16 protein-coding genes are annotated in these 18,987 nt (G+C 64.5%); 8 read left to right on the top strand and 8 right to left on the bottom strand.

The genetic code is table 11. The annotated features are described in order from the left end of the window. Positions 1–63 precede the first annotated feature (63 nt). Complete coding sequence (locus ACFJIU_RS21030; protein ID WP_379063168.1) at positions 64–1,716, top strand: lysine--tRNA ligase; 1,653 nt, start codon at positions 64–66, stop codon at positions 1,714–1,716. Here ACFJIU_RS21030 and ACFJIU_RS21035 read toward each other — a convergent pair. Then, positions 1,679–2,743 (bottom strand): thermonuclease family protein, encoded by a 1,065-nt coding sequence (locus tag ACFJIU_RS21035; RefSeq protein WP_379063170.1) that lies wholly within the window; start codon positions 2,741–2,743, stop codon positions 1,679–1,681. The genes ACFJIU_RS21030 and ACFJIU_RS21035 overlap by 38 nt on opposite strands. Before the next feature lie 9 nt (positions 2,744–2,752). Then, positions 2,753–3,397: a helix-turn-helix transcriptional regulator gene (locus ACFJIU_RS21040; protein WP_379063171.1), complete on the bottom strand. Its 645-nt coding sequence runs from the start codon at positions 3,395–3,397 to the stop codon at positions 2,753–2,755. Positions 3,398–3,570: 173 nt separating this feature from the next. Here ACFJIU_RS21040 and ACFJIU_RS21045 point away from each other — a divergent pair, with 173 nt between their 5' ends. The 5 genes from ACFJIU_RS21045 (at position 3,571) to ACFJIU_RS21065 (ending at position 8,849) form a co-directional block, all read left to right on the top strand. Continuing rightward, positions 3,571–4,626 (top strand): helix-turn-helix domain-containing protein, encoded by a 1,056-nt coding sequence (locus ACFJIU_RS21045; RefSeq protein ID WP_379073183.1) that lies wholly within the window; start codon positions 3,571–3,573, stop codon positions 4,624–4,626. A gap of 89 nt (positions 4,627–4,715) precedes the next feature. After that, positions 4,716–5,810 (top strand): efflux RND transporter periplasmic adaptor subunit, encoded by a 1,095-nt coding sequence (locus tag ACFJIU_RS21050; protein WP_379063173.1) that lies wholly within the window; start codon positions 4,716–4,718, stop codon positions 5,808–5,810. Next, a complete protein-coding gene (locus tag ACFJIU_RS21055; RefSeq protein WP_379063175.1) occupies positions 5,807–6,505 on the top strand; it encodes an ABC transporter ATP-binding protein in 699 nt (232 codons plus the stop codon). Before ACFJIU_RS21050 ends, ACFJIU_RS21055 begins: the two co-directional genes overlap by 4 nt. Next, positions 6,502–7,644, top strand: coding sequence for an ABC transporter permease (locus ACFJIU_RS21060; protein ID WP_379063177.1), 1,143 nt, complete (start codon positions 6,502–6,504; stop codon positions 7,642–7,644). Before ACFJIU_RS21055 ends, ACFJIU_RS21060 begins: the two co-directional genes overlap by 4 nt. Before the next feature lie 5 nt (positions 7,645–7,649). Next, positions 7,650–8,849 carry an ABC transporter permease gene (locus ACFJIU_RS21065; RefSeq protein ID WP_379063179.1) on the top strand — a complete coding sequence of 400 codons (1,200 nt, stop codon included), beginning with the start codon at positions 7,650–7,652 and terminating at the stop codon, positions 8,847–8,849. Between the two features lie 21 nt (positions 8,850–8,870). Here ACFJIU_RS21065 and ACFJIU_RS21070 read toward each other — a convergent pair whose 3' ends face one another. Further along, positions 8,871–9,794 (bottom strand): sterol desaturase family protein, encoded by a 924-nt coding sequence (locus ACFJIU_RS21070; protein ID WP_379063181.1) that lies wholly within the window; start codon positions 9,792–9,794, stop codon positions 8,871–8,873. Positions 9,795–10,119: 325 nt separating this feature from the next. On the opposite strand from ACFJIU_RS21070, the gene ACFJIU_RS21075 reads away from it, so the two are divergent. Continuing rightward, positions 10,120–10,704 carry a winged helix-turn-helix domain-containing protein gene (locus ACFJIU_RS21075; RefSeq protein WP_379063183.1) on the top strand — a complete coding sequence of 195 codons (585 nt, stop codon included), beginning with the start codon at positions 10,120–10,122 and terminating at the stop codon, positions 10,702–10,704. Between the two features lie 11 nt (positions 10,705–10,715). Then, a complete protein-coding gene (locus tag ACFJIU_RS21080; protein ID WP_379063185.1) occupies positions 10,716–11,525 on the top strand; it encodes an SRPBCC domain-containing protein in 810 nt (269 codons plus the stop codon). Positions 11,526–11,582: 57 nt separating this feature from the next. Here the strand turns inward: ACFJIU_RS21080 and ACFJIU_RS21085 are convergent, their stop codons facing one another. From ACFJIU_RS21085 to ACFJIU_RS21105, 5 genes are all read right to left on the bottom strand, one after another. After that, positions 11,583–12,125, bottom strand: a complete 543-nt coding sequence (locus tag ACFJIU_RS21085) for a thioesterase family protein (RefSeq protein ID WP_379063187.1) — start codon at positions 12,123–12,125, stop codon at positions 11,583–11,585. Between the two features lie 153 nt (positions 12,126–12,278). Further along, positions 12,279–14,498 (bottom strand): 3-hydroxyacyl-CoA dehydrogenase NAD-binding domain-containing protein, encoded by a 2,220-nt coding sequence (locus ACFJIU_RS21090; RefSeq protein ID WP_379063189.1) that lies wholly within the window; start codon positions 14,496–14,498, stop codon positions 12,279–12,281. A gap of 22 nt (positions 14,499–14,520) precedes the next feature. Continuing rightward, positions 14,521–15,729 (bottom strand): acetyl-CoA C-acetyltransferase, encoded by a 1,209-nt coding sequence (locus ACFJIU_RS21095; RefSeq protein WP_379063191.1) that lies wholly within the window; start codon positions 15,727–15,729, stop codon positions 14,521–14,523. Between the two features lie 101 nt (positions 15,730–15,830). Then, positions 15,831–17,003, bottom strand: coding sequence for an acyl-CoA dehydrogenase family protein (locus tag ACFJIU_RS21100; protein WP_379063193.1), 1,173 nt, complete (start codon positions 17,001–17,003; stop codon positions 15,831–15,833). Positions 17,004–17,070: 67 nt separating this feature from the next. Continuing rightward, on the bottom strand, positions 17,071–18,867 hold the full coding sequence (locus ACFJIU_RS21105) for an acyl-CoA dehydrogenase C-terminal domain-containing protein (RefSeq protein WP_379063195.1): 1,797 nt from the start codon (positions 18,865–18,867) through the stop codon (positions 17,071–17,073). Positions 18,868–18,987 lie beyond the last annotated feature (120 nt).

Raw genomic sequence — 18,987 nt, forward strand, 5'->3', positions numbered from 1 at the left:
GGGATCATGCTCTAGAGCAGACCGTCCGGCAGCGTGGCCGGGCTTGTTTTCAGGGCATCCATAATGGCCATATCCAATTCGATCGATCTCAATCCCGAACTCCTTGCCGCCGCCGTCGAGAGCAAAGCATGGCCGTTCGAGGAAGCCAAAAAGATCGTCGAACGCTACAAAGGCCGTGAATTCCCGGAGACCGTGGTGTTCGAAACCGGCTACGGCCCGTCCGGCCTGCCGCATATCGGCACCTTCGGCGAGGTGGCGCGCACGACCATGGTGCGCCATGCCTTCCATGTGCTGACCAGAGGCGAGGTCAAGACCAAGCTGCTCTGCTTCTCCGACGACATGGACGGCATGCGCAAGATCCCGGAAAACGTGCCGGACCGCGCCGCGCTCGAACCTTACCTGCAGATGCCGCTCACCGTCGTGCCGAACCCCTATGGCGGCGACTACAAGAGCTTCGGCGACCACAACAACACCATGCTGCGGCGCTTCCTCGACACGTTCGGCTTCGACTACGAATTCGCCAGCGCGACGGAGTACTACAAGTCGGGTCGCTTCGACGACATGCTGCTGCGCGCAGTCGAGAAGTACGATGCCATCATGAAGGTGATGCTGCCGACGCTGGGCGAAGAACGCCAGGCGACCTACAGCCCCTTCCTGCCCATCTCGCCGAAGAGCGGGCGCGTTCTCTACGTGCCGATGAAGCATGTCGACGCCAAGGCCGGCACCATCACCTTCAACGACGAGGACGGCACCGAGACGACGCTGCCGGTAACCGGCGGCAAGGTGAAGATGCAGTGGAAGCCGGATTTCGGCATGCGCTGGGCCGCCCTCGGCGTCGATTTCGAGATGTTCGGCAAGGATCACCAGACCAATGCCGGCATCTACGACAAGATCTGCAACATTCTTGGCGGCCGCGCGCCGGAGCATTTCGTGTTCGAGCTGTTCCTCGACGAGCATGGCCAGAAGATCTCGAAGTCGAAGGGCAACGGCCTGACCATCGACGAGTGGCTGACCTACGCGCCGACCGAGAGCCTCGGCCTCTACATGTACCAGCGGCCAAGGCAGGCGAAGAAGCTCTATTTCGACGTCATCCCGAAGGCGGTGGACGAGTATTATTCCTTCCTCTCCGCCTATCCGCGCCAGGAATGGAAGGAGCGGCTCGGCAATCCGGTCTGGCACATGCATGACGGTCATCCGCCGGTCATCGACATGCCGGTCTCGTTCGCGCTGCTGCTCAATCTGGTCAGCGCCTCGAATGCCCAGAACAAGGACGTGTTGTGGGGCTTCATCTCGCGTCATGCACCGGGCGTGACGCCGGCCACACATCCCGAGCTCGACAAGCTGACCGGCTATGCGATCCGTTATTTCGACGACTTCGTGAAGCCGACCAAGGTCTACCGCGCCGCCGACGATGTCGAGCGCGACGCACTGGCCAGGCTGTCGGAGGCCCTGGGCGCCCTGCCTGCAGGCTCGAACAGCGAAACGATCCAGAACGCGGCGCTCAACGTCGCGCGCAAGATCGAACGCTACCAGGACCATGCCAAGCAGAGCCCGGAAGGCGGACCCGGCGTGTCGGTCGCCTTCTTCCAGATGATATACCAGGTGCTGATCGGCCAGGAGCGCGGCCCGCGCTTCGGCTCGTTCGCCGAGCTCTACGGCATCGCCGAGACGCGCGACCTCATCGCGCGGGCGCTGGAGGGAAAGCTCGCAGCGTAGGATCGCCGCCCGGCGCCGGTCCGGCCGGAGCCTGCCAGATCGACGGCGAACTGTTCGGCGACGCGGGCGCATCCAGGCCCGAACTGTCGATGATCGAACTCGGTACCGCTTCCGGCGCCGAGACAGGCGGCGGGGCTGGTGGCAGGCCAGTCCCCTCCGGCGCCTTGCCGAAGATGCCCCGCTTCTCCGCCTTCGCCTTTTCGCCGGCCTCCGCATAAGGACCGCCGGCGGCGGGCCGGGCCCAGCCATTGCTCACCAGCCACTCGCCGACATCGACCTTGCCGATGTGGCAAGGCGCGGAGATCAGGTCGCGCCCACCTTCCGGTGGCACCACGCAGTTGACGGCGCGCTGGCGGATGAGGGCGCGGAAGGCTCCGCGCGCGCGTGCGCCGCAAGGCCATGATTTGCCGGCTTCGTCGGTGCAGGTCTCGTCCTCCGGCATGATGTCGACGCCCGAGACAGCGACCGAATAGCCCTTGGCTTCGATGCGACCCGCGGCCGGCGCCACCGCCTGGTAGAGCGGCGTGCCTTTCCACTTGTCCGGCATCGGCGGCTTCTTCGGCTGCGCCAGCGAAAGCTTGCTCAGCGGCGCGCGCGGTTCGATGCGCTGCAAGGCGCCGGGATCGCCCGGCGCCGCCGCCATCATCGGGTCGATCGCCCTTGATGCCGCCTCCGCCTGCTGCTGGATGGTCTCCGCCGTGGCTTGCTGCGTTGCGGCCTGCGTCTGACCCGACTGCTGTGGTGCCGCCGGCATTCCTGACTGTTGCGTCGTCGACACGCCCGGTTGAAGCGGCTTCTCCGCTGGCGCCTGTTCGGTCGCGGGCTCGGGCTCCGGCGGTGGAGCCGCGTCGTTGTCCACTCCAGCCGGCTGGTCGGCAGGAGGGTCGCCCAGCATGTCGAGCGTCGGCACGTCCTCGTTCGATATCTCGACCTTGGCGCCCTCCCCGGTGATGCGCCCACCCGCGACGATGGCAGCGGCGGAAGCCCCAAGCATCAGGATGGCAACGACTGCGGGAAGCGGTCTCATACCGCCATCCTACTGGCTTGCCCAGACGATGCGGGCCACCCACTCCACCTCGACCATCTGCAGGTCGCGGTTGGGGTGATCCGGGTTCAGCGAGAGCAGCGAGATGGTGCGCGCCGTCTGGCGCTCCAGCACCTTGGCCATGACCTCGCCGGAGCCGGTCTTGACGACGACGCGGTCGCCGCGGCGCACGGTGGCACCCGGCTCCACGATCAAAACGTCGCCATTGCGGTAAAGCGGCAGCATCGAATCGCCCTGGACCTTCAAGGCATAAGCCGTATCGGTGGATTGCGCCGGCAATTCGACCAGATCCCAGCCTTGTCCAACCGGGAAGCCGGCATCGTCGAAATAACCGCCGGCGCCGGCCTGCGCGAAACCGACCAGGGGCACGGCAGCGCCAGAACCGTGCGGCCGGGCAGGAGATTGCCCGCCCTGGATCAGCCCCATGAATTCGTCGAGCGTCGCGCCCGTCGCTTCCATGATCTTGGCGAGCGACTCGGTGGAGGGCCAGCGCGGGCGCCCGTCCGACGACTGCCGCTTCGATTTGTTGAATGCCGTCGAGTCGAGGCCGGCGCGCCTGGCGAGACCAGAGGCCGACAGCGAATAACGCTCCGCTAGGGCATCTATCGCGGCCCAGACACGATCATGCGAGAGCACGGCCCGCTCCCTTCGAAGAGGAAAAAATACCTTTCCGTTGTAGCCACGCGAATCGGGCTTGTCCACCGCAAGCGTTGTCAAACCTGTCGGCAGCGAGGGCAACGCAACCGCTCGTTACGATTCCGGGTGCTGAAACACGATCAAGGTCGCGAAAAGCCGTTTCATGGACGATGATGACGCCGACCGCTTCGCCAACAGCCCGTGCAGCCTTCATGCTTTTCATCCCGCTTCCCTTCGTCGTTGCCATCCTGCTGCTGATCCTCTTCGTCACCGTCGTCCGGCGCGATGACGATGCGCCGCCGAACATCCCCTTTCTCGTCCTGATCCTGGTTGCAGTGCTGCAATCGGTGCTGCTGGGACTGCGATGGGGGTACGGCATCGGCAGTGTCGGCATCATCCTTCCGGTCGTTGCGGCCACCGTGCCGCCGCTGGTGTATGCGGGCGTGTCCGGGCTGGTGCGCGGGAGTGCCCTTTCGACACTCCCGCGCCTCGGTTTCCATCTCATTCCGGCAATCGCCATCGTGCTGCTCATGGTTTTCTGGCGAAATGCCATCGACCTGGCGATCGCGTCGATCTTCACCGGCTACGCCATCGCGATATTGCTGCTGACGCGGCTGGGCACCGACGCGCTACGCCTGGCGCCTTTCGAGAATGCCGGGCCTGCCTATCGGGCGATCCTGTTTGCGGCGTGTGCCCTGCTCCTGTCGGCGATGATGGATGTTTTCGTCCTTGCCGACTTTGCCTGGACACAGGGAACGCATGCCCCGCTCCTGATCACGATCGCGAATCTCGCGGTGCTGGCGGTGCTGGCGATCGCGGTCGCAACCGCAGGCCGCCGCGGCATGCCGGTGCAGCCGTCCGAAACTCAACAGCGGCTGGAACTGGTGGAGGACAAAGAGACCCTTGCCGCGGTCCAGACCCTGATGGAGACCCGGCACATCTATCGCGATGTCGACCTCAATCTCGACAGGCTGGCCCGCAAGACGGGAATCCCGGCGCGGCAGATTTCCACGGCCATCAATCGGGCGACGGGCAAGAACGTCTCGCAATATGTCAACGACCACAGGATCGCGGAGGCATGCAGCCTGCTCACCGATACCGCGAAGCCGGTGACCGAGATCATGTTCGACGTGGGCTTCCTGACCAAGTCCAACTTCAACCGCGAATTCCGCCGCGTCACCGACAGGACGCCGCTGGCCTGGAGGCAGACGAAGGCCGGGGCTGATTGAGGGCGACGGACTGAATCGCGATCGAGGACGACCGGAAACGCGTTCCAGGTCTCTTTTGCCGCCACGCCGGCCATGCTGGCGGCATGAACATGATCACAGAACACGAACGCAAACTCGCCGCAGCGCTCACGCCGTTGTCACCCTTTCCGGACAGTGGTGCGGCGCGACCGGGAATGTCCCGGCGGCTGGTCCGTCTCCTGGGCCTTTCCGCGCTGGCGGCGGCAGCTGCCATCGCCTTCCTCCAGCCGCAAATCTATCGCGCTATCGAAACCGGAGGCCCGACAGCGGGCCAGCCGCATGAGGCGGCCGGCGCCTCGACGCCCGTGGAGAAGCCAGCTCCTTCGAAGGCTGCGCCAACGAAAGGGCCTGTCAGTGCACCGGCCGGCCGCGAGATCAGCGGCTCGGGTTATGTGGTCGCGCCCCGCATCACCACCGTCTTTTCCAAATACGAAGGCAGGATCATCGGCGTTGCCGTCCAGGCGGGAGACCTGGTGGCGGCCGGCCAGATCCTCGTGACGCTCGATGACGCAGGCGCCCGCTTCGCGCTCGAACGAACCAGGGCAGCAAGAGCCACGGCCGATCTCTTGCTTGCCGCCCACACCATCGACCTCGACCAGGCACGCGCCTCCCTTGGCCGCACCGAAACACTTGCAGCCCGTGACACGGCTTCGAAGCAGCAGCTGGAAGAGGCGCGCAGAACCGTCGAACGCGCGGAGAACGCCGCGGCACAGGCCCGCCAGGATCTCGCAACGGCGGAACTTGCCATCCGCGTCGCCGAGGAGCCCGTCCGCGAACTGACGGTGCGCGCGCCGTTCGCCGGGACCGTGACGCGGCTCGATGCCCATGTCGGCGACACCGTGCTCGCCCGTGTCGACAGCGTGCGCGAGAACCAGAGCCTGCTCACGATCAGCGACCAGACGACCATGGTGATCGATGCCGATGTCGCGGAGACCGGCATGGCCGACCTGCAGCGAGGACTGCGTGGCGAGGCGGTTCTCGACGGTTTTCCCGATCGCCCCTTTGCGATCGAGGTGCAACGTGTCGCCCCTGTCGCCTCGATCGAAAAGGGCACCGTCAGCCTGCGCCTCGCACTCACCGATCCGCCAGCCGGTATCCGGCCGAACATGGCCGCGCGCATTCGCCTCCAACTCACCGACAGCAAGACCGGAGCAGACAGCCAATGACCCACGATTTCTACATAGTGCTTGCCGGCATACGCAAAGGCTATCGCATCGGCGGCGAGCCGATGCCGATCTTCAGCGGGCTCGACCTCGTCATCCCGCGTGGCGACTTCGTTGCGATCATGGGCCCTTCGGGATCGGGCAAGTCGACACTGCTCAACATGCTGGCCGGGATCGACGTGCCGGATGCCGGCAGCCTCAGCATCGGCAACCACCGGCTCGACCAGATGGGCGAGAGCGCGCGCTCGTCCTGGCGGGCGCACAATATGGGCATCGTCTTCCAGTTCTATAATCTGCTGCCGATGCTGAACGCAGCGGAGAATGTGGAGCTGCCGCTGCTGCTGAAGCCCCTGTCGGCAAGCGAACGCCGCGCGCGGGTCGGCAAGGTGCTCGATCTGGTCGGGCTTGCCGGCCGCGAGAAGCAGTATCCCGCCATGATGTCGGGCGGCCAACAGCAGCGTGTCGGCATCGCCCGCGCCATCGTCTCCGATCCCGGCCTGCTTCTCTGCGACGAGCCGACCGGTGATCTCGACCGGAACTCGGCCGACGATGTGCTGGAGATGCTCGGCTTCCTCAACCGTAGCCTGGAAAAAACCATCGTCATGGTGACGCACGACCCGCAGGCGGCACGCTCCGCCAGGAGGACGCTGCATCTCGACAAGGGCCAGTTCGTCGAAGAGAAGAGGGCCGCCTCATGACTTTCTTCGGTCTTGCCCGCAAGAACGCCTGGCGAAAGCCGCTGCGTACCGTGCTGCTGATGATCTGCGTCGCGATCGCCTTCCTCATTTACGGCCTGACCGCAAGTTTCCTGGCCGGTTCGCAAGGGGCTTCCGCCGCCAGCGAGGACATATTGGGCGTGATGAGCGCCGGGGGCCGTGGACAGGCGCTGCCGATGTCGCACCTCGCCCGCATCGCCACTGAACCCGGCACCGGCGCGGTCGGCTACATGGCGCGCATGCGTGGATTTTCCGGCAGTGAGAAAAATGTCATCGCAGTCAGCGCCGTCGAGCAGCAGGCGCTCATGGCCGTCAACGGCAAGGAACTCGGACTGACGCCAGCGTTGATCGCAACACTGGATCAAGGCCGCGAGCGGGTGCTGGTCGGCCGCGCGCTGGCGGAGGCTCAAGGCTGGTCGGTCGGCCAGCGCATCGCCATCACCGCTCTCCAGATGGCCAGGCAGGATGGCGGCCGCGACTGGCGCTTCGAGATCGCCGGCATCTTCGAAGGCGCTGGCGCCAGCACCGACACCTATTTCGTCATTGCCCGATACGACTATGTCAACGCGGCCCGCGCCAAGGGCAAGGATACGGTCGACGCCTTCATCGTTCGCCCGGGTGACGGCATCAAGGCAAGTGCGCTTGCTGCCCGCATCGACGCCCTGTTCGCCAACTCGGCCGCACCGACCCGAACGCAGTCGGAAAAGCAGTTCCTGGAAGCCTTCCTGCGCCAATATGCCGACATCGGGCTGATCGTCGACCTGGTCACGGGGACGGCCTTCCTCACGCTGCTGATGATCGTCGTCAACACCATGGTCTTCGCCGTGCGCGAGCGCACCTTCGAGATCGGTGTGCTGAAGACGCTGGGCGTCTCCAATCTCAGGATCTTAGCCCTTGTGCTCGGCGAGACGCTGTTCATCTGCATCATCGGTGCAGGCGTCGGTCTCGCCCTGGCCAAGCTCGCGACGGTGCTTGTCGGACCGGTTGTCGGCCTCGTCTTCTCGCCGCCGGTGCTGGCCAAGGCGACAGCGATCGCTCTCCTGCTCGGCTTCGCGACCGGCCTGCTGCCGGCCATCAATGCCATGCGCACCCCCATCGTCAAAGCCTTCGGAGCGAGGTAGCCGCCATGTCCACCCAGATCAGACAGACGCTCGTGATGACGCGGGCCAATTTCGGCAGCCTGCGCCGCCGCCTGGCGATCTCGTTGTCGATGGTGCTTTCGGTCGCGCTTGTCGTCGCCGTCCTTGCCGGGTTCCTGGCGATGGCCAGGGGTTTCGAAAAGGCACTGACCAGCACAGGTTCGCCGCTGATCGCCATTGTCCTCGGCGGCGGCACGAACCAGGAGACCGGATCCGATATTCCCGCCGATGCGATCCGCGGCGTCCAGTCGCTGACGGGGGCAACGACCGCGGATATTGTCCGGGATGCGAACGGGACACCGCTTGTGTCCCGCGAGCTGGTGGTGCCGGTGGATGTCGCCGGCAGGCAGACCTCGACGGCCGCGCTTCGCGGCATGGATGCCAATGGTCCCTCGATCCGCGAAGGCATCACGCTGCAGGCGGGCCGACTGTTTACACCCGGCGCCCGCGAGATCGTGGTCGGCGCTCGCATAGCGGCCGACTTCGCGGGCTTTGCGATCGGCGACACGGTTCGGCTGGGGACCGTGGACTGGACGGTTGTCGGCCATTTCACGGCCAGCGGCAGTGCTTTCGAATCCGAGATATGGGGCGACCTCGACGCGGTTCGCGCCGGCTTCGACCGGCAGGGACAGGTGCAAAGCCTGCGTTTGCGCCTCGCCACGCCTGCATCGCTCGCAGCGCTCAAGGCAGGCCTGGCGACTATAACCTCGACACCGCTCGTCGCCATCTCCGAAGCCGATCTCTACGCCGCGCAATCGGGGCGTACAGCCAGCCTCATCCGCTTGTTCGGCTGGCCGGTCGCGCTCTTGATGGCGATCGGCGCGACAGCCGGAGCACTCAACACGATGATGAGCTCGGTCTCCGACCGGACCATCGAGATCGCCACCGTTCGTGCGCTCGGCTTCGGCAGGCTGCCGGCTTTCCTGGCGACATGGTTCGAAGCGGTCGTACTTGCTGCTGCCGGCGTGATGCTGGGTATTCTCGCTTCATGGCTGCTGTTCAACGGCTGGGAGGCCAGCACCGTCGGTGCGAACGACGCCAGCATGGGCTTCAGGCTGGCGGTCGACGCGGACGTGATGGTTCCCGCCGGCCTGCTCGGCCTGACGATCGGCATCATCGGCGGCGCTCTCCCGGCAATCGCGGCAACCCGGCTGCCACTGACGGCGGCCCTGCGGGCACGCGGGTAGTGCAGCACCGTGGCAGGACACCTAGTCGATGTCGACCTTCGCCATACCCGATCCCGGCAAGGCCGCATCGCGCCCGGACATGCTGCCGATTCGCCTGCGCGCTATGCCGATCTGCTCCAGCGTCAGGCGCGTCCATTCCAGCGCCGGCCACAACGTCAGGCGCACGACGTCGTTTTGCGGGACATTGTCTGCACCCATGGCTGCGGTGCAGGGGCCAGGCACATGATAGGTGCCGAATACCCGGTCGAAGAAGGGAAACACGTTGGCGAGGTTCTTGCCGTAAGCCTCGGGAGCATTCGCGTGATGCCAGCGATGAAAGCGCGGCGAAGCGATCAGCAGGCGAAACGGTCCGTGATCCCAATCGACATCGACGTGAACGTAGATCGTATGCAGCACCAGGATGACGGCACCCATGCCGATGGCGTCGGCGGGAAGGCCGAGCCATGTCAGCAGGATGGTGTAGGACCCCCACATGACCAATGTCTCGAGCGCATGGATGCGATAGGCCGTCAGCGCATTCACATGCGGATCGGAGTGATGGATCGCGTGCACCGGCCACAGCCATTTCATGTGCATGAGCCGGTGATTCCAGTAATTGGCAAAGTCATGCGCCACGATGGCGACGAGCATGAGAGCCCAGACCGGAAAAGCGGACCAGGCCGATGTCGGGATGCTTGGAATGCCTGCCAGCGCATAGAGCGCCTTGATCTGGTCCGAAAGCAGCCAGATGGCCGGAGCCAGGATGAGATTGATGTTGAAGATGGCGATCGTCGCGGCCACGCTGCGAACCGCAAGCCGGGACCACGAAAGCCGCCATCCCTTGCGCGCTATATCGAGGACCAGCAGCAGGACCAGGAATGCGAAGACGCATTGATTGGCGGGCGATCTGATCGCCGTCGGCCAGACCCCGATCATCGTCTCCAGGAATTCGACGATCTGCTCCACGCCCTGCCTCCCACCGCAACAGCAGTGCCGCCGCGAAACCAGCCCTGGAGCGCAATTTAGCGGGCCTTGCTTAAGGGGGTCTGAATGTCACTCGGCAGTCGGCAGTCGGCAGTCGGCAGTCGGCAGTCGGCAGTCGGCAGTCGGCAGTCGGCAGTCGGCAGTCGGCAGAGAGCATGCGGTCAAACACCGACCATGCAACACCGGCTGCCGACTGCCTCACTTGCCCTTCGAAGGCTTTCGCGGTTTCACCCGGCGCCCGAGCAGGTACTGATCGAAAGCCATGCTCCGCATTGACAAATTTTTTTGTCAATGCAAGTCTGAACCGATGATCGAAGTGGAAGTCATCGAAACCGCCGTTGTGGCCACAGCCGTCCTCGATCCGATCCGATCCCGGCTTCTGGCGGAACTCACGCAGCCCGCCTCCGCGGCAACCCTGGCGGCACGGGTGGGTCTTGCCCGCCAGAAGGTCAATTATCACCTTCGTGCGCTGGAGGAGCACAAGCTGGTTGTCCCGGTCGCGGAGCGGCATTGGGGCGGCCTTACGGAGCGGCTGATGATCGCGACCGCTTCCTCCTACGTCGTTTCACCGGCGGCGCTCGGACCGATTGGAGCCGATCCGTCACGGAACCAGGATCGCCTCTCGGCCGGCTACCTCATCGCGCTCGCGGGGCGCGCCATCCGCGAAGTCGGAGATCTGTGGCGCAACGCCCGTGTGAAGGGCAAACGGCTTGCCACCCTGTCGATCGATACGACTATCCATTTCCGGTCACCCGCCGATCGCGCGGCCTTCGCAGCCGATATGACCAATGCGATCGCCGCACTGGCGGCTCGCTATCACGACGACGCGGCACCCGGAGCACGTCCCCACCGTCTCGTGGTGGCGGCCTACCCCGCTCCCGGCGACACCTGAAAGGAAGTCCGATGCCGATCAAGAAGGACGAAACTGGCAAGCGCTGGGTCGAGATGGAGCTGAGCGTGCCCGGCACGCCCGAACAGGTGTGGCAGGCGATCGCGACGGGTCCCGGCTATACGGCCTGGTTCACCCCGACCGCCATCGATGGGCGCGTCGGGGGCGCGCTCCGGTTCGACATGGGCGAGAACGGGGAATCCAACGGAGAGGTGACCCTCTGGGAGCCTCCCTTCCGGTTCGGTTATGTCGAACGCGACTGGGCCGAGGGCGCGCCATCGCTGGCAACAGAAATCACGGTGACGGCCAGATCGGGAAACCGCTGCATCGTGCGCATGGTCCATTCGCTGTTCGCTTCGACCGACGAATGGGATGACCAGATCGAAGGCTTCGAGAACGGCTGGCCCGGCTTCTTCGAGGTCCTGCGCCTCTACCTCTCGCTTTTCTCCGGCGAGAAAGCGGCGGTATCTGCCGCGATGGCGCGTGTGGAAGCGCCCCAGCTTGATGTCTGGAAACGTCTGGTTGATGGCCTTGGCCTGGTCGGGGCCAACGCCGGCGAGACGAGGACGGCTTCGCGAACGCCAGAGCAACTGTCAGGTGTTGTCGAGCGCGTGCAGCAGAGCGACACGGAACGCTACATGCTTCTGCGCCTGACACAACCATCGCCCGGTATCGCGTTGATCGGAACCTATGGCATCGGGGATGCCACCAGCGTCGGCATAACCTTGTACCTCTATGGCGACGACGCCGGGCAACGCGTCGCGGAGGGCGCTCCTGGATGGAAGGATTGGCTCCGCGAGACCGTCGGGCAGGCTGCGCATTGAAAGAAGAGGCAGTGGGGCAATTTACTGCCGTACTGCCCCTGTTCCGCCAGTGCCTCGCTAACTGCCCTTCGCCGCCGCCCTCAGTCCCTGATGCGAAGCCATGAAGGCTTTCTCGGCTTCGTTCGGCGCGCGCGGCGAGGCGTCATAGCCGAGCGCCTCGACCAGATCCTGGATGTCGACGAAATGCCTGGCCTTGCGGTCATAGACACCGGCGGTGGTCTTCATCAGGGCCGCGGTCTCGCCGTTCTCCAGCACGAAACGATGCGCGCCGAGCACCTGGGTGCCGTCCCAGGTCTCGATCGAGGACACGACCTGGAAATTGCGCCACAGCTTGATCTCGCGCACATAGACGGTCTGCAGCCCGCCCAGCATCGGCGCCCAGCCGCGCTGCCTCGCCAGCGCTATCAGGCCGGCGCGGATGAAGATGTCGATGCGACCGAGATCGGCCAGCATCATGTAGCGCGCATTGTTGAGATGGACGTTGAAGTCGATGTCGGTCGGCAGGCAGCGGAAAGTGAGCCGGCTTTCATCTCCGACGCGGTAGGCGCCGCGCGACTTCGCCGTCAGCGCCATGCGCGCAAAACGTGCCCAGACATACATGCTGTTACTTTCTTCCTTCTCCCCGTTCACGGGGAGAAGGTGGCCCAAAGGGCCGGATGAGGGGCAGCACCAATGATTGCAAGGCAGGTGCGGCCCCTCACCTGCCTGCCGGCATCCTCTCCCCGCAGACAGAGAGAGGAACGCTGTTCCCGCTTACGCGGCTTCCTTGACCTCGCCCTTCGCATAGGGGTCGAAGCGCTGGTAGAAGGTCTCGCCCTTCTCGGCCATGTCGAGAAGCAGCTTCGGCGCCTTGAACTGCGCGCCATACTTCTTCTGCAGGCCCTTGGCGATCTTCACGAAAGCCTTGGCACCGATGCCGTCGATGTAGGACAGCGCGCCGCCCGTGTAGGGAGCAAAGCCGAAAGCCAGGATCGAGCCGACATCCGCTTCGCGCGGGTCGGTGACGATGCCTTCTTCCATGACGCGTGCGGCTTCGAGCGCGATGGTGACCAGCAGGCGCTGCTGCACCTCCTCATAGTCGACCTTGTCGGGATCGAGCTGCGGGTAGAGGTCCTTCAGGCCCGGCCACAGCTTCTTCTTGGCCGGCTTCGGCGGATAGTCGTAGAAGCCCTTGGTGTTCTTGCGGCCGAGGCGCTCGTGCTTGTCGACGAGCGCGTTGATCAGCGCGAACTGGTCCTTGTCGACGGCCTTTTCGCCGAGGTCGCGGATGGTCTGCTTCATGATCTTCTGCGCGAGGTCGATCGCCGTCTCGTCGGTCAGCGCCAGCGGGCCGACCGGCATGCCGGCTGCCTTGGCGGCGTTCTCGATCATCGGTGCCGGGATGCCTTCGATCAGCATCTGGAAGGCTTCCGACATGTAGCGCAGCACGCAGCGGTTGACGTAGAAGCCGCGCGTGTCGTTGACGACGATCGGCGTCTTCTTGATGGCGCGCACATAGTCGATCGCGGTGGCGATCGCCTTGTCGCCGGTCTTCTTGCCGAGGATGATCTCGACCAGCATCATCTTGTCGACCGGCGAGAAGAAGTGCAGGCCGATGAAGTTCTTCGGCCGCGACGAGTTCTTGGCCAGCGCGCTGATCGGGATGGTCGAGGTGTTGGAGGCGAAGATCGCCGACGACTTCAGCACGGCTTCCGCCTTCTCGGTGGCGCCCTTCTTGACTTCCGAATCCTCGAACACCGCCTCGATGACGAGATCGCAGCCGGTGAGATCGGCATAATCGGCCGTCGGCGTGATCAGCGACAGCAGCTTTTCCTTCTCCTCAGGCTTGGCGCGGCCCTTCTTGACCTGCTCGGAGATCAGATTGTCGGAATGCGCCTTGCCCTTCTCGGCCGATGGCAGGTCGCGGTCGAGCAGCACGACCGGGATACCGGCCTTGGCGGTGACATAGGCGATGCCGGCACCCATGAAGCCGGCGCCCAGCACGCCGATCTTCTTGAACTTCGCATCCGGAATACCTTCGGGACGGCGTGCGCCCTTGTTGAGCTCCTGCAGCGACACGAACAGCGAGCGGATCATCGCCGCCGCTTCCTTGGTCTGCAGGATCTCGGTGAAGTAGCGGGTCTCGATCTTCAGCGCGGTGTCGAAAGGCACCAGCAGGCCTTCATAGACACATTTCAGGATCGCTTGTGCCGCCGGATAGTTGCCATAGGTCTCACGACGCAGGATGGCGATGGCCGGCGGCCACAGGTTCGCGCCGGCAACCGAATAGACCGGGCCGCCCGGCAGCTTGAAACCCTTCTCGTCCCAGGGAGCGACCGGCTTCAGGCCGTTGCGGATCATCGCCTTGGCGGTGTCGACCAGCTTGGCCGGCTCGGCGATCTCGTGGATCAGGCCCATGGCCTTGGCCTTCTGCGCGGTCAGGTTCTTGCCGGAAGTCAGCATCTCCAGCGCGCCCTGCGTGTCGGTCAGCCTCGGCACGCGTTGCGTGCCGCCGGCGCCCGGGAAGATACCGACCTTCACTTCCGGCAGCGCCATCTTGACCTTGTCGGAGTCCGCGGCGACGCGGCCATGGCAGGCCAGCGACATCTCGAAGGCGCCGCCCATGCAGGTGCCGTTGATGGCCGACACCCACGGCTTGCCGCAGGTTTCGAGCTTGCGGAACAGGCCGGTCATGAAGCCGACATTGGTGAACAGCGTCTGGGTGGCCTTTTCCTTGTCCTTCACCTTCTCCTTGGCGAAGAGGCCCAGCATCTGCTGCAGCATGGTGAGGTCGGCACCGCCGGAGAAAGTCTCCTTGCCCGAGGTGATGACCGCGCCCTTGACCGTGCTATCTGCCACGACCTGGTCGATGATGGCGTTCAATTCACGCATCACCTCTTCGGTGAACACGTTCATGGAGCGGCCGGGCATGTCCCAGGTGACGAGCGCGATGCCGTCGCCGTCGATATCGACCGAAAAGTTCTTGTAGCTCATTGTCTTCTCCTTCCGGCCGAAATCAGACGCGCTCGATGATCGTGGCGGTGCCCATGCCGGCGCCGATGCACAGCGTCACCAAAGCGGTGTTGAGGTTGCGGCGCTCGAGCTCGTCGAGCACGGTGCCGAACACCATGGCGCCGGTGGCGCCGAGCGGATGGCCCATGGCGATGGCGCCGCCATTGACGTTGATCTTGTCGTGCGGAATGTCGAACGCCTGCATGTAGCGCAGCACGACCGAGGCGAAGGCCTCGTTGAGCTCGAACAGGTCGATGTCCGACAGCTTCATCTTGGCGCGCTTCAGCAGCTTCTCGGTGACGTCGACCGGACCGGTCAGCATGATCGCCGGCTCGGAGCCGATGTTGGCGAAGGCGCGGATGCGGGCGCGCGGCTTCAGGCCCATCGCCTTTCCGCCCTTCTTCGACCCGAGCAGCACGGCGGCAGCGCCGTCGACGATGCCCGACGAGTTGCCGGCATGGTGGACGTGGTTGACCTCTTCCAGCTCCGGATAACGCTGCACGGCAACCGCGTCGAAGCCGCCCATCTCGCCAGGCATGATGAAGGACGGGTTGAGAGAGGCCAGCGACTGCATGTCGGTCGACGGGCGCATGTGCTCGTCATGGTCGAGGATGGTGAGGCCGTTCTGATCCCTGATCGGCACGACCGAGTTCTTGAAATAGCCCTTCTGCCAGGCATTGGCGGCGCGCTTCTGGCTCTCGACCGCATAGGCGTCGACGTCGTCGCGCGAGAAGCCATGCTTGGTGGCGATGAGGTCGGCCGAGATGCCCTGCGGCACGAACCAGCCGGGGAAGCCGACCGAAGGATCCATGAACCAGGCGCCGCCCGAGGCGCCCATGCCGACGCGGCTCATCGATTCGACGCCGCCAGCGATGACGATGTCGTCGGCGCCCTGCGCGATCTTGGCCGCACCCAGATTGATGGCATCGAGGCCGCTGGCACAGAAGCGCGACAGCTGCATGCCCGGCGCCTTGGTGTTGTAGCCGGCCTCGAAGGCGGCGGCGCGCGGGATCACCGAACCGGCTTCGCCGACCGGGTCGACGCAGCCGAAAATGATGTCGTCGACCGCGCCGGTGTCGAGCTCGTTGCGGTCGCGCAGCGCTTCCAGCACCTTGGCGCCGAGACGCACCGCCGGCACCTCGTGCAGCGATCCGTCCTTCTTGCCCCTGCCGCGCGGCGTGCGCACGGCGTCATAGACATAAGCGTCAGCCATTTTCGTGCTCCTTACTGGTTGGATCGGCCGCTCAAAGCGTCCGATCGGGCTCTCTGGATCGGCTGCTCAAGGCACCGATCGGGTATGTTGTGACCGGCTGCTCAGAGCGAGCGGCCGATCAACATCTTCATGATCTCGTTGGTGCCGCCGTAGATGCGCTGCACGCGGGCATCGCGATACATGCGGGCGATCGGGTATTCGTTCATGTAGCCATAGCCGCCATGCAGCTGCAGGCATTCGTCGACGACCTTGCACTGCAGGTCGGAGAGCCAGTATTTGGCCATCGAGGCGGTGACCGGGTCGAGCCCGCCATTGAGATGGCGCTTGACGCAGTCATTGTAGAAGACGCGACCGATGGTGGCTTCGGTCTTCAGTTCCGCGAGTTTGAACTGGGTGTTCTGGAACTCCACCACCGCCTTGCCGAACGCCTTGCGTTCCTTGACGTAATCGACGGTGACGGCGAGCGCGCGCTCGATCATGCCGACGGCCTGGGCGCCGATCAGCAGGCGCTCCTGCGGCAATTGCTGCATCAGCTGGACGAAACCCTGGCCTTCCTCATGGCCGAGCAGATTGGCGGTCGGCACGCGCACGTCGTTGAAGAAGAGCTCGGAAGTGTCGTTGGCCTTGAGGCCGATCTTGTCGAGGTTGCGGCCGCGCGTGAAACCCTCGACCTCGTCGGTCTCGACGACGATCAGCGAGGTGCCCTTGGCGCCCTTGGTCGGGTCGGTCTTGGTGACGACGATGATGAGATTGGCGTTCTGGCCGTTGGTGATGAAGGTCTTGGATCCGTTGATCAGGTACTGGTTGCCATCCTTCTCGGCCCGCGTCTTGATGCCCTGCAGGTCGGAGCCGGCGCCCGGCTCGGTCATGGCGATGGCGCCGATCAGCTCGCCGGTCGCCATCTTCGGCAACCACTTCTTCTTCTGCTCTTCCGAGCCGTAGTGCAGGATGTAAGGGGCGACGATGGCGTTATGCAAAGCGATGCCGAAGCCGTCGACACCGACATGGCCGAGCGCCTCGGCGATGACGCTTTCATGCGCATAGGTGCCGCCAGAGCCGCCATATTCCTCCGGCATGGAGGCGCAGAGCAGGCCGGCGGCGCCGGCCTTTTCCCAGGCGGAACGGTCGACGATCTCGTTCTTCTCGTATTCGTCGTAATGCGGCTTGATCTCTTCCGACAGGAAGCGGGTCGACATGTCGTAGAGCATGGCGACCTCGTCGCCGGCCCAGCCGGCCTTCGGCAAGGACAGAATGTCGGCGGGGTTGGTTGCCATGAACTGCTCCCTGTTGACCGCTTTTATATAGGGCGTCTGTTCAAGCCTGAACAGACGCCGGCACCGTTCAGAACGCGTCGGCCGGCAGCGCCATCATGGAATCGGCGCCGGACGAGAGACGGGCGAGGTGCGCCGCCGTCTCCGGCATGATGCGATCCATATAATAGCGGGCCGTGACCAGCTTGTTGTCATAGAAAGATGACGAGCCGTTGGCGCCTTCGGCGAGCTTGGCCTGCGCGGTCTTGGCCATCTGGCCCCACATGTAGCCGAGCGTGACGAGGCCGAAGAGGTGCAGGTAGTCGGTCGAGGCCGCGCCGGCATTATCGGGGTTCTTCATGCCGTTCTGCATCAGCCACATGGTGGCGGCCTGCAGATCGTTGAGCCCCTTCTTCAGTGCCTTGGTGAACGGCGCCAGCTTCTCGTCGGAGCGGTTTTCCTCGCAGAATTCGCCGACTTCCTTGAAGAAGGCCTGGATGGCACGGCCGCCATTGGCGCCGAGCTTGCGGCCGACCAGGTCAAGCGCCTGGATGCCGTTGGCGCCTTCATAGATCATGGCGATGCGGGCATCGCGCACGAACTGGCTCATGCCGTGCTCTTCGATATAGCCATGGCCGCCGAACACCTGCTGCGCCATCACGGCATGCTCGAAACCCTTGTCGGTGAGCACGCCCTTCACCACCGGCGTCATCAGGCCCATATGGTCGTCGGCGGCCTGGCGGTCGGCATCGTCACCGGAGCGATGGGCGATGTCCGACTTCAGCGCGGTCCACAGCGTGAAGGCGCGGCCGGCCTCGTTGAAGGCGCGCATGGTCATCAGGTTGCGGCGGATGTCCGGGTGCACGATGATCGGGTCGGCCTTCTTGTCGGGCGACTTGGCGCCCGAGATCGAACGGCCCTGCAGACGCTCCTTGGCGTAGGCGACGGCGTTCTGGTAGGCGACCTCCGACTGCGCCAGGCCCTGCAGGCCGACGCCGAGGCGCGCCTCGTTCATCATCGTGAACATCGCCTTGAGGCCGCCATTGGCCTCGCCGAGCAGCACGCCTTCGGCCTCGTCATAGTTCATGACGCAGGTGGAATTGCCGTGGATGCCCATCTTCTCCTCGATCGAACCGCAGGAGGCCGCGTTGCGCTCGCCCGGATTGCCATCGGCATCGAGCTTGAACTTGGGCACGATGAACAGCGAAATGCCCTTCACGCCTTCCGGCGCCCCCTCGATACGGGCCAGCACCAGATGGATGATGTTGTCGGACATGTCGTGCTCGCCGGCCGAGATGAAGATCTTCTGGCCGGAAATCCTGTAGGTGCCGTCGCCGTTCGGCACCGCCTTGGTGCGCAGCAGGCCGAGATCGGTGCCGCAATGCGGCTCCGTCAGGTTCATGGTGCCGGTCCACACGCCTTCGATCAGCTTCGGCGCGAAGGCGGTCTTCTGCTCGTCGGTGCCGTGGGTGAGGATCGCGGCGATCGCGCCCTGGGTGAGGCCCGGATACATCAGCAGCGCGAGGTTGGCCGAGACCATGTATTCGGCGACCGCGGTGTGCACCGCATAGGGAAGGCCCTGGCCGCCAAATTCGGCGGGCGCCGCAAGCCCCATCCAGCCGCCTTCGCAATATTGCCGATAGGCTTCCTTGAAACCCTTCGGCGTCGTCACCGAGCCGTCGTCGTGGCGCACGCAGCCTTCCATGTCACCGGTGCGGTTGGTCGGCTGGATGACGTTTTCGGCAAGCTTCGCGCCCTCGGCGAGGATCGCCTCCAGCACGTCGCCGGACGCATCGGCAAAACCGGGAAGGTTGCTGTAACGCTCGAAACCGAGCACCTCGTTGAGAACGAACAACGTATCGCGGACAGGCGCCTGATAGATCGGCATTGCGTCTTCCTCCACAAAATCAACGCGCCCGCACCAAAACGGCTTTCGGGCCGACTGTAGTGTCTGGATAACAAATATTGACGTTTGCGTAAACGTCAATCTGCGCGGGCGACCACTTTT

Origin of the sequence: Mesorhizobium sp. UC74_2 (assembly GCF_042701485.1) — a bacterium.
In the GTDB taxonomy this organism is placed as follows: Bacteria; Pseudomonadota; Alphaproteobacteria; order Rhizobiales; family Rhizobiaceae; genus Mesorhizobium.

Coding starts and splice junctions, on each gene's coding strand:
- ACFJIU_RS21030 (WP_379063168.1), top strand. CDS start 64: ATGGCCATATCCAATTCGATCGATCTCAATCCCGAACTCCTTGCCGCC.
- ACFJIU_RS21035 (WP_379063170.1), bottom strand. CDS start 2,743: ATGAGACCGCTTCCCGCAGTCGTTGCCATCCTGATGCTTGGGGCTTCC.
- ACFJIU_RS21045 (WP_379073183.1), top strand. CDS start 3,571: ATGACGCCGACCGCTTCGCCAACAGCCCGTGCAGCCTTCATGCTTTTC.
- ACFJIU_RS21050 (WP_379063173.1), top strand. CDS start 4,716: ATGATCACAGAACACGAACGCAAACTCGCCGCAGCGCTCACGCCGTTG.
- ACFJIU_RS21055 (WP_379063175.1), top strand. CDS start 5,807: ATGACCCACGATTTCTACATAGTGCTTGCCGGCATACGCAAAGGCTAT.
- ACFJIU_RS21060 (WP_379063177.1), top strand. CDS start 6,502: ATGACTTTCTTCGGTCTTGCCCGCAAGAACGCCTGGCGAAAGCCGCTG.
- ACFJIU_RS21065 (WP_379063179.1), top strand. CDS start 7,650: ATGTCCACCCAGATCAGACAGACGCTCGTGATGACGCGGGCCAATTTC.
- ACFJIU_RS21075 (WP_379063183.1), top strand. CDS start 10,120: ATGATCGAAGTGGAAGTCATCGAAACCGCCGTTGTGGCCACAGCCGTC.
- ACFJIU_RS21080 (WP_379063185.1), top strand. CDS start 10,716: ATGCCGATCAAGAAGGACGAAACTGGCAAGCGCTGGGTCGAGATGGAG.
- ACFJIU_RS21085 (WP_379063187.1), bottom strand. CDS start 12,125: ATGTATGTCTGGGCACGTTTTGCGCGCATGGCGCTGACGGCGAAGTCG.
- ACFJIU_RS21090 (WP_379063189.1), bottom strand. CDS start 14,498: ATGAGCTACAAGAACTTTTCGGTCGATATCGACGGCGACGGCATCGCG.
- ACFJIU_RS21095 (WP_379063191.1), bottom strand. CDS start 15,729: ATGGCTGACGCTTATGTCTATGACGCCGTGCGCACGCCGCGCGGCAGG.
- ACFJIU_RS21100 (WP_379063193.1), bottom strand. CDS start 17,003: ATGGCAACCAACCCCGCCGACATTCTGTCCTTGCCGAAGGCCGGCTGG.
- ACFJIU_RS21105 (WP_379063195.1), bottom strand. CDS start 18,867: ATGCCGATCTATCAGGCGCCTGTCCGCGATACGTTGTTCGTTCTCAAC.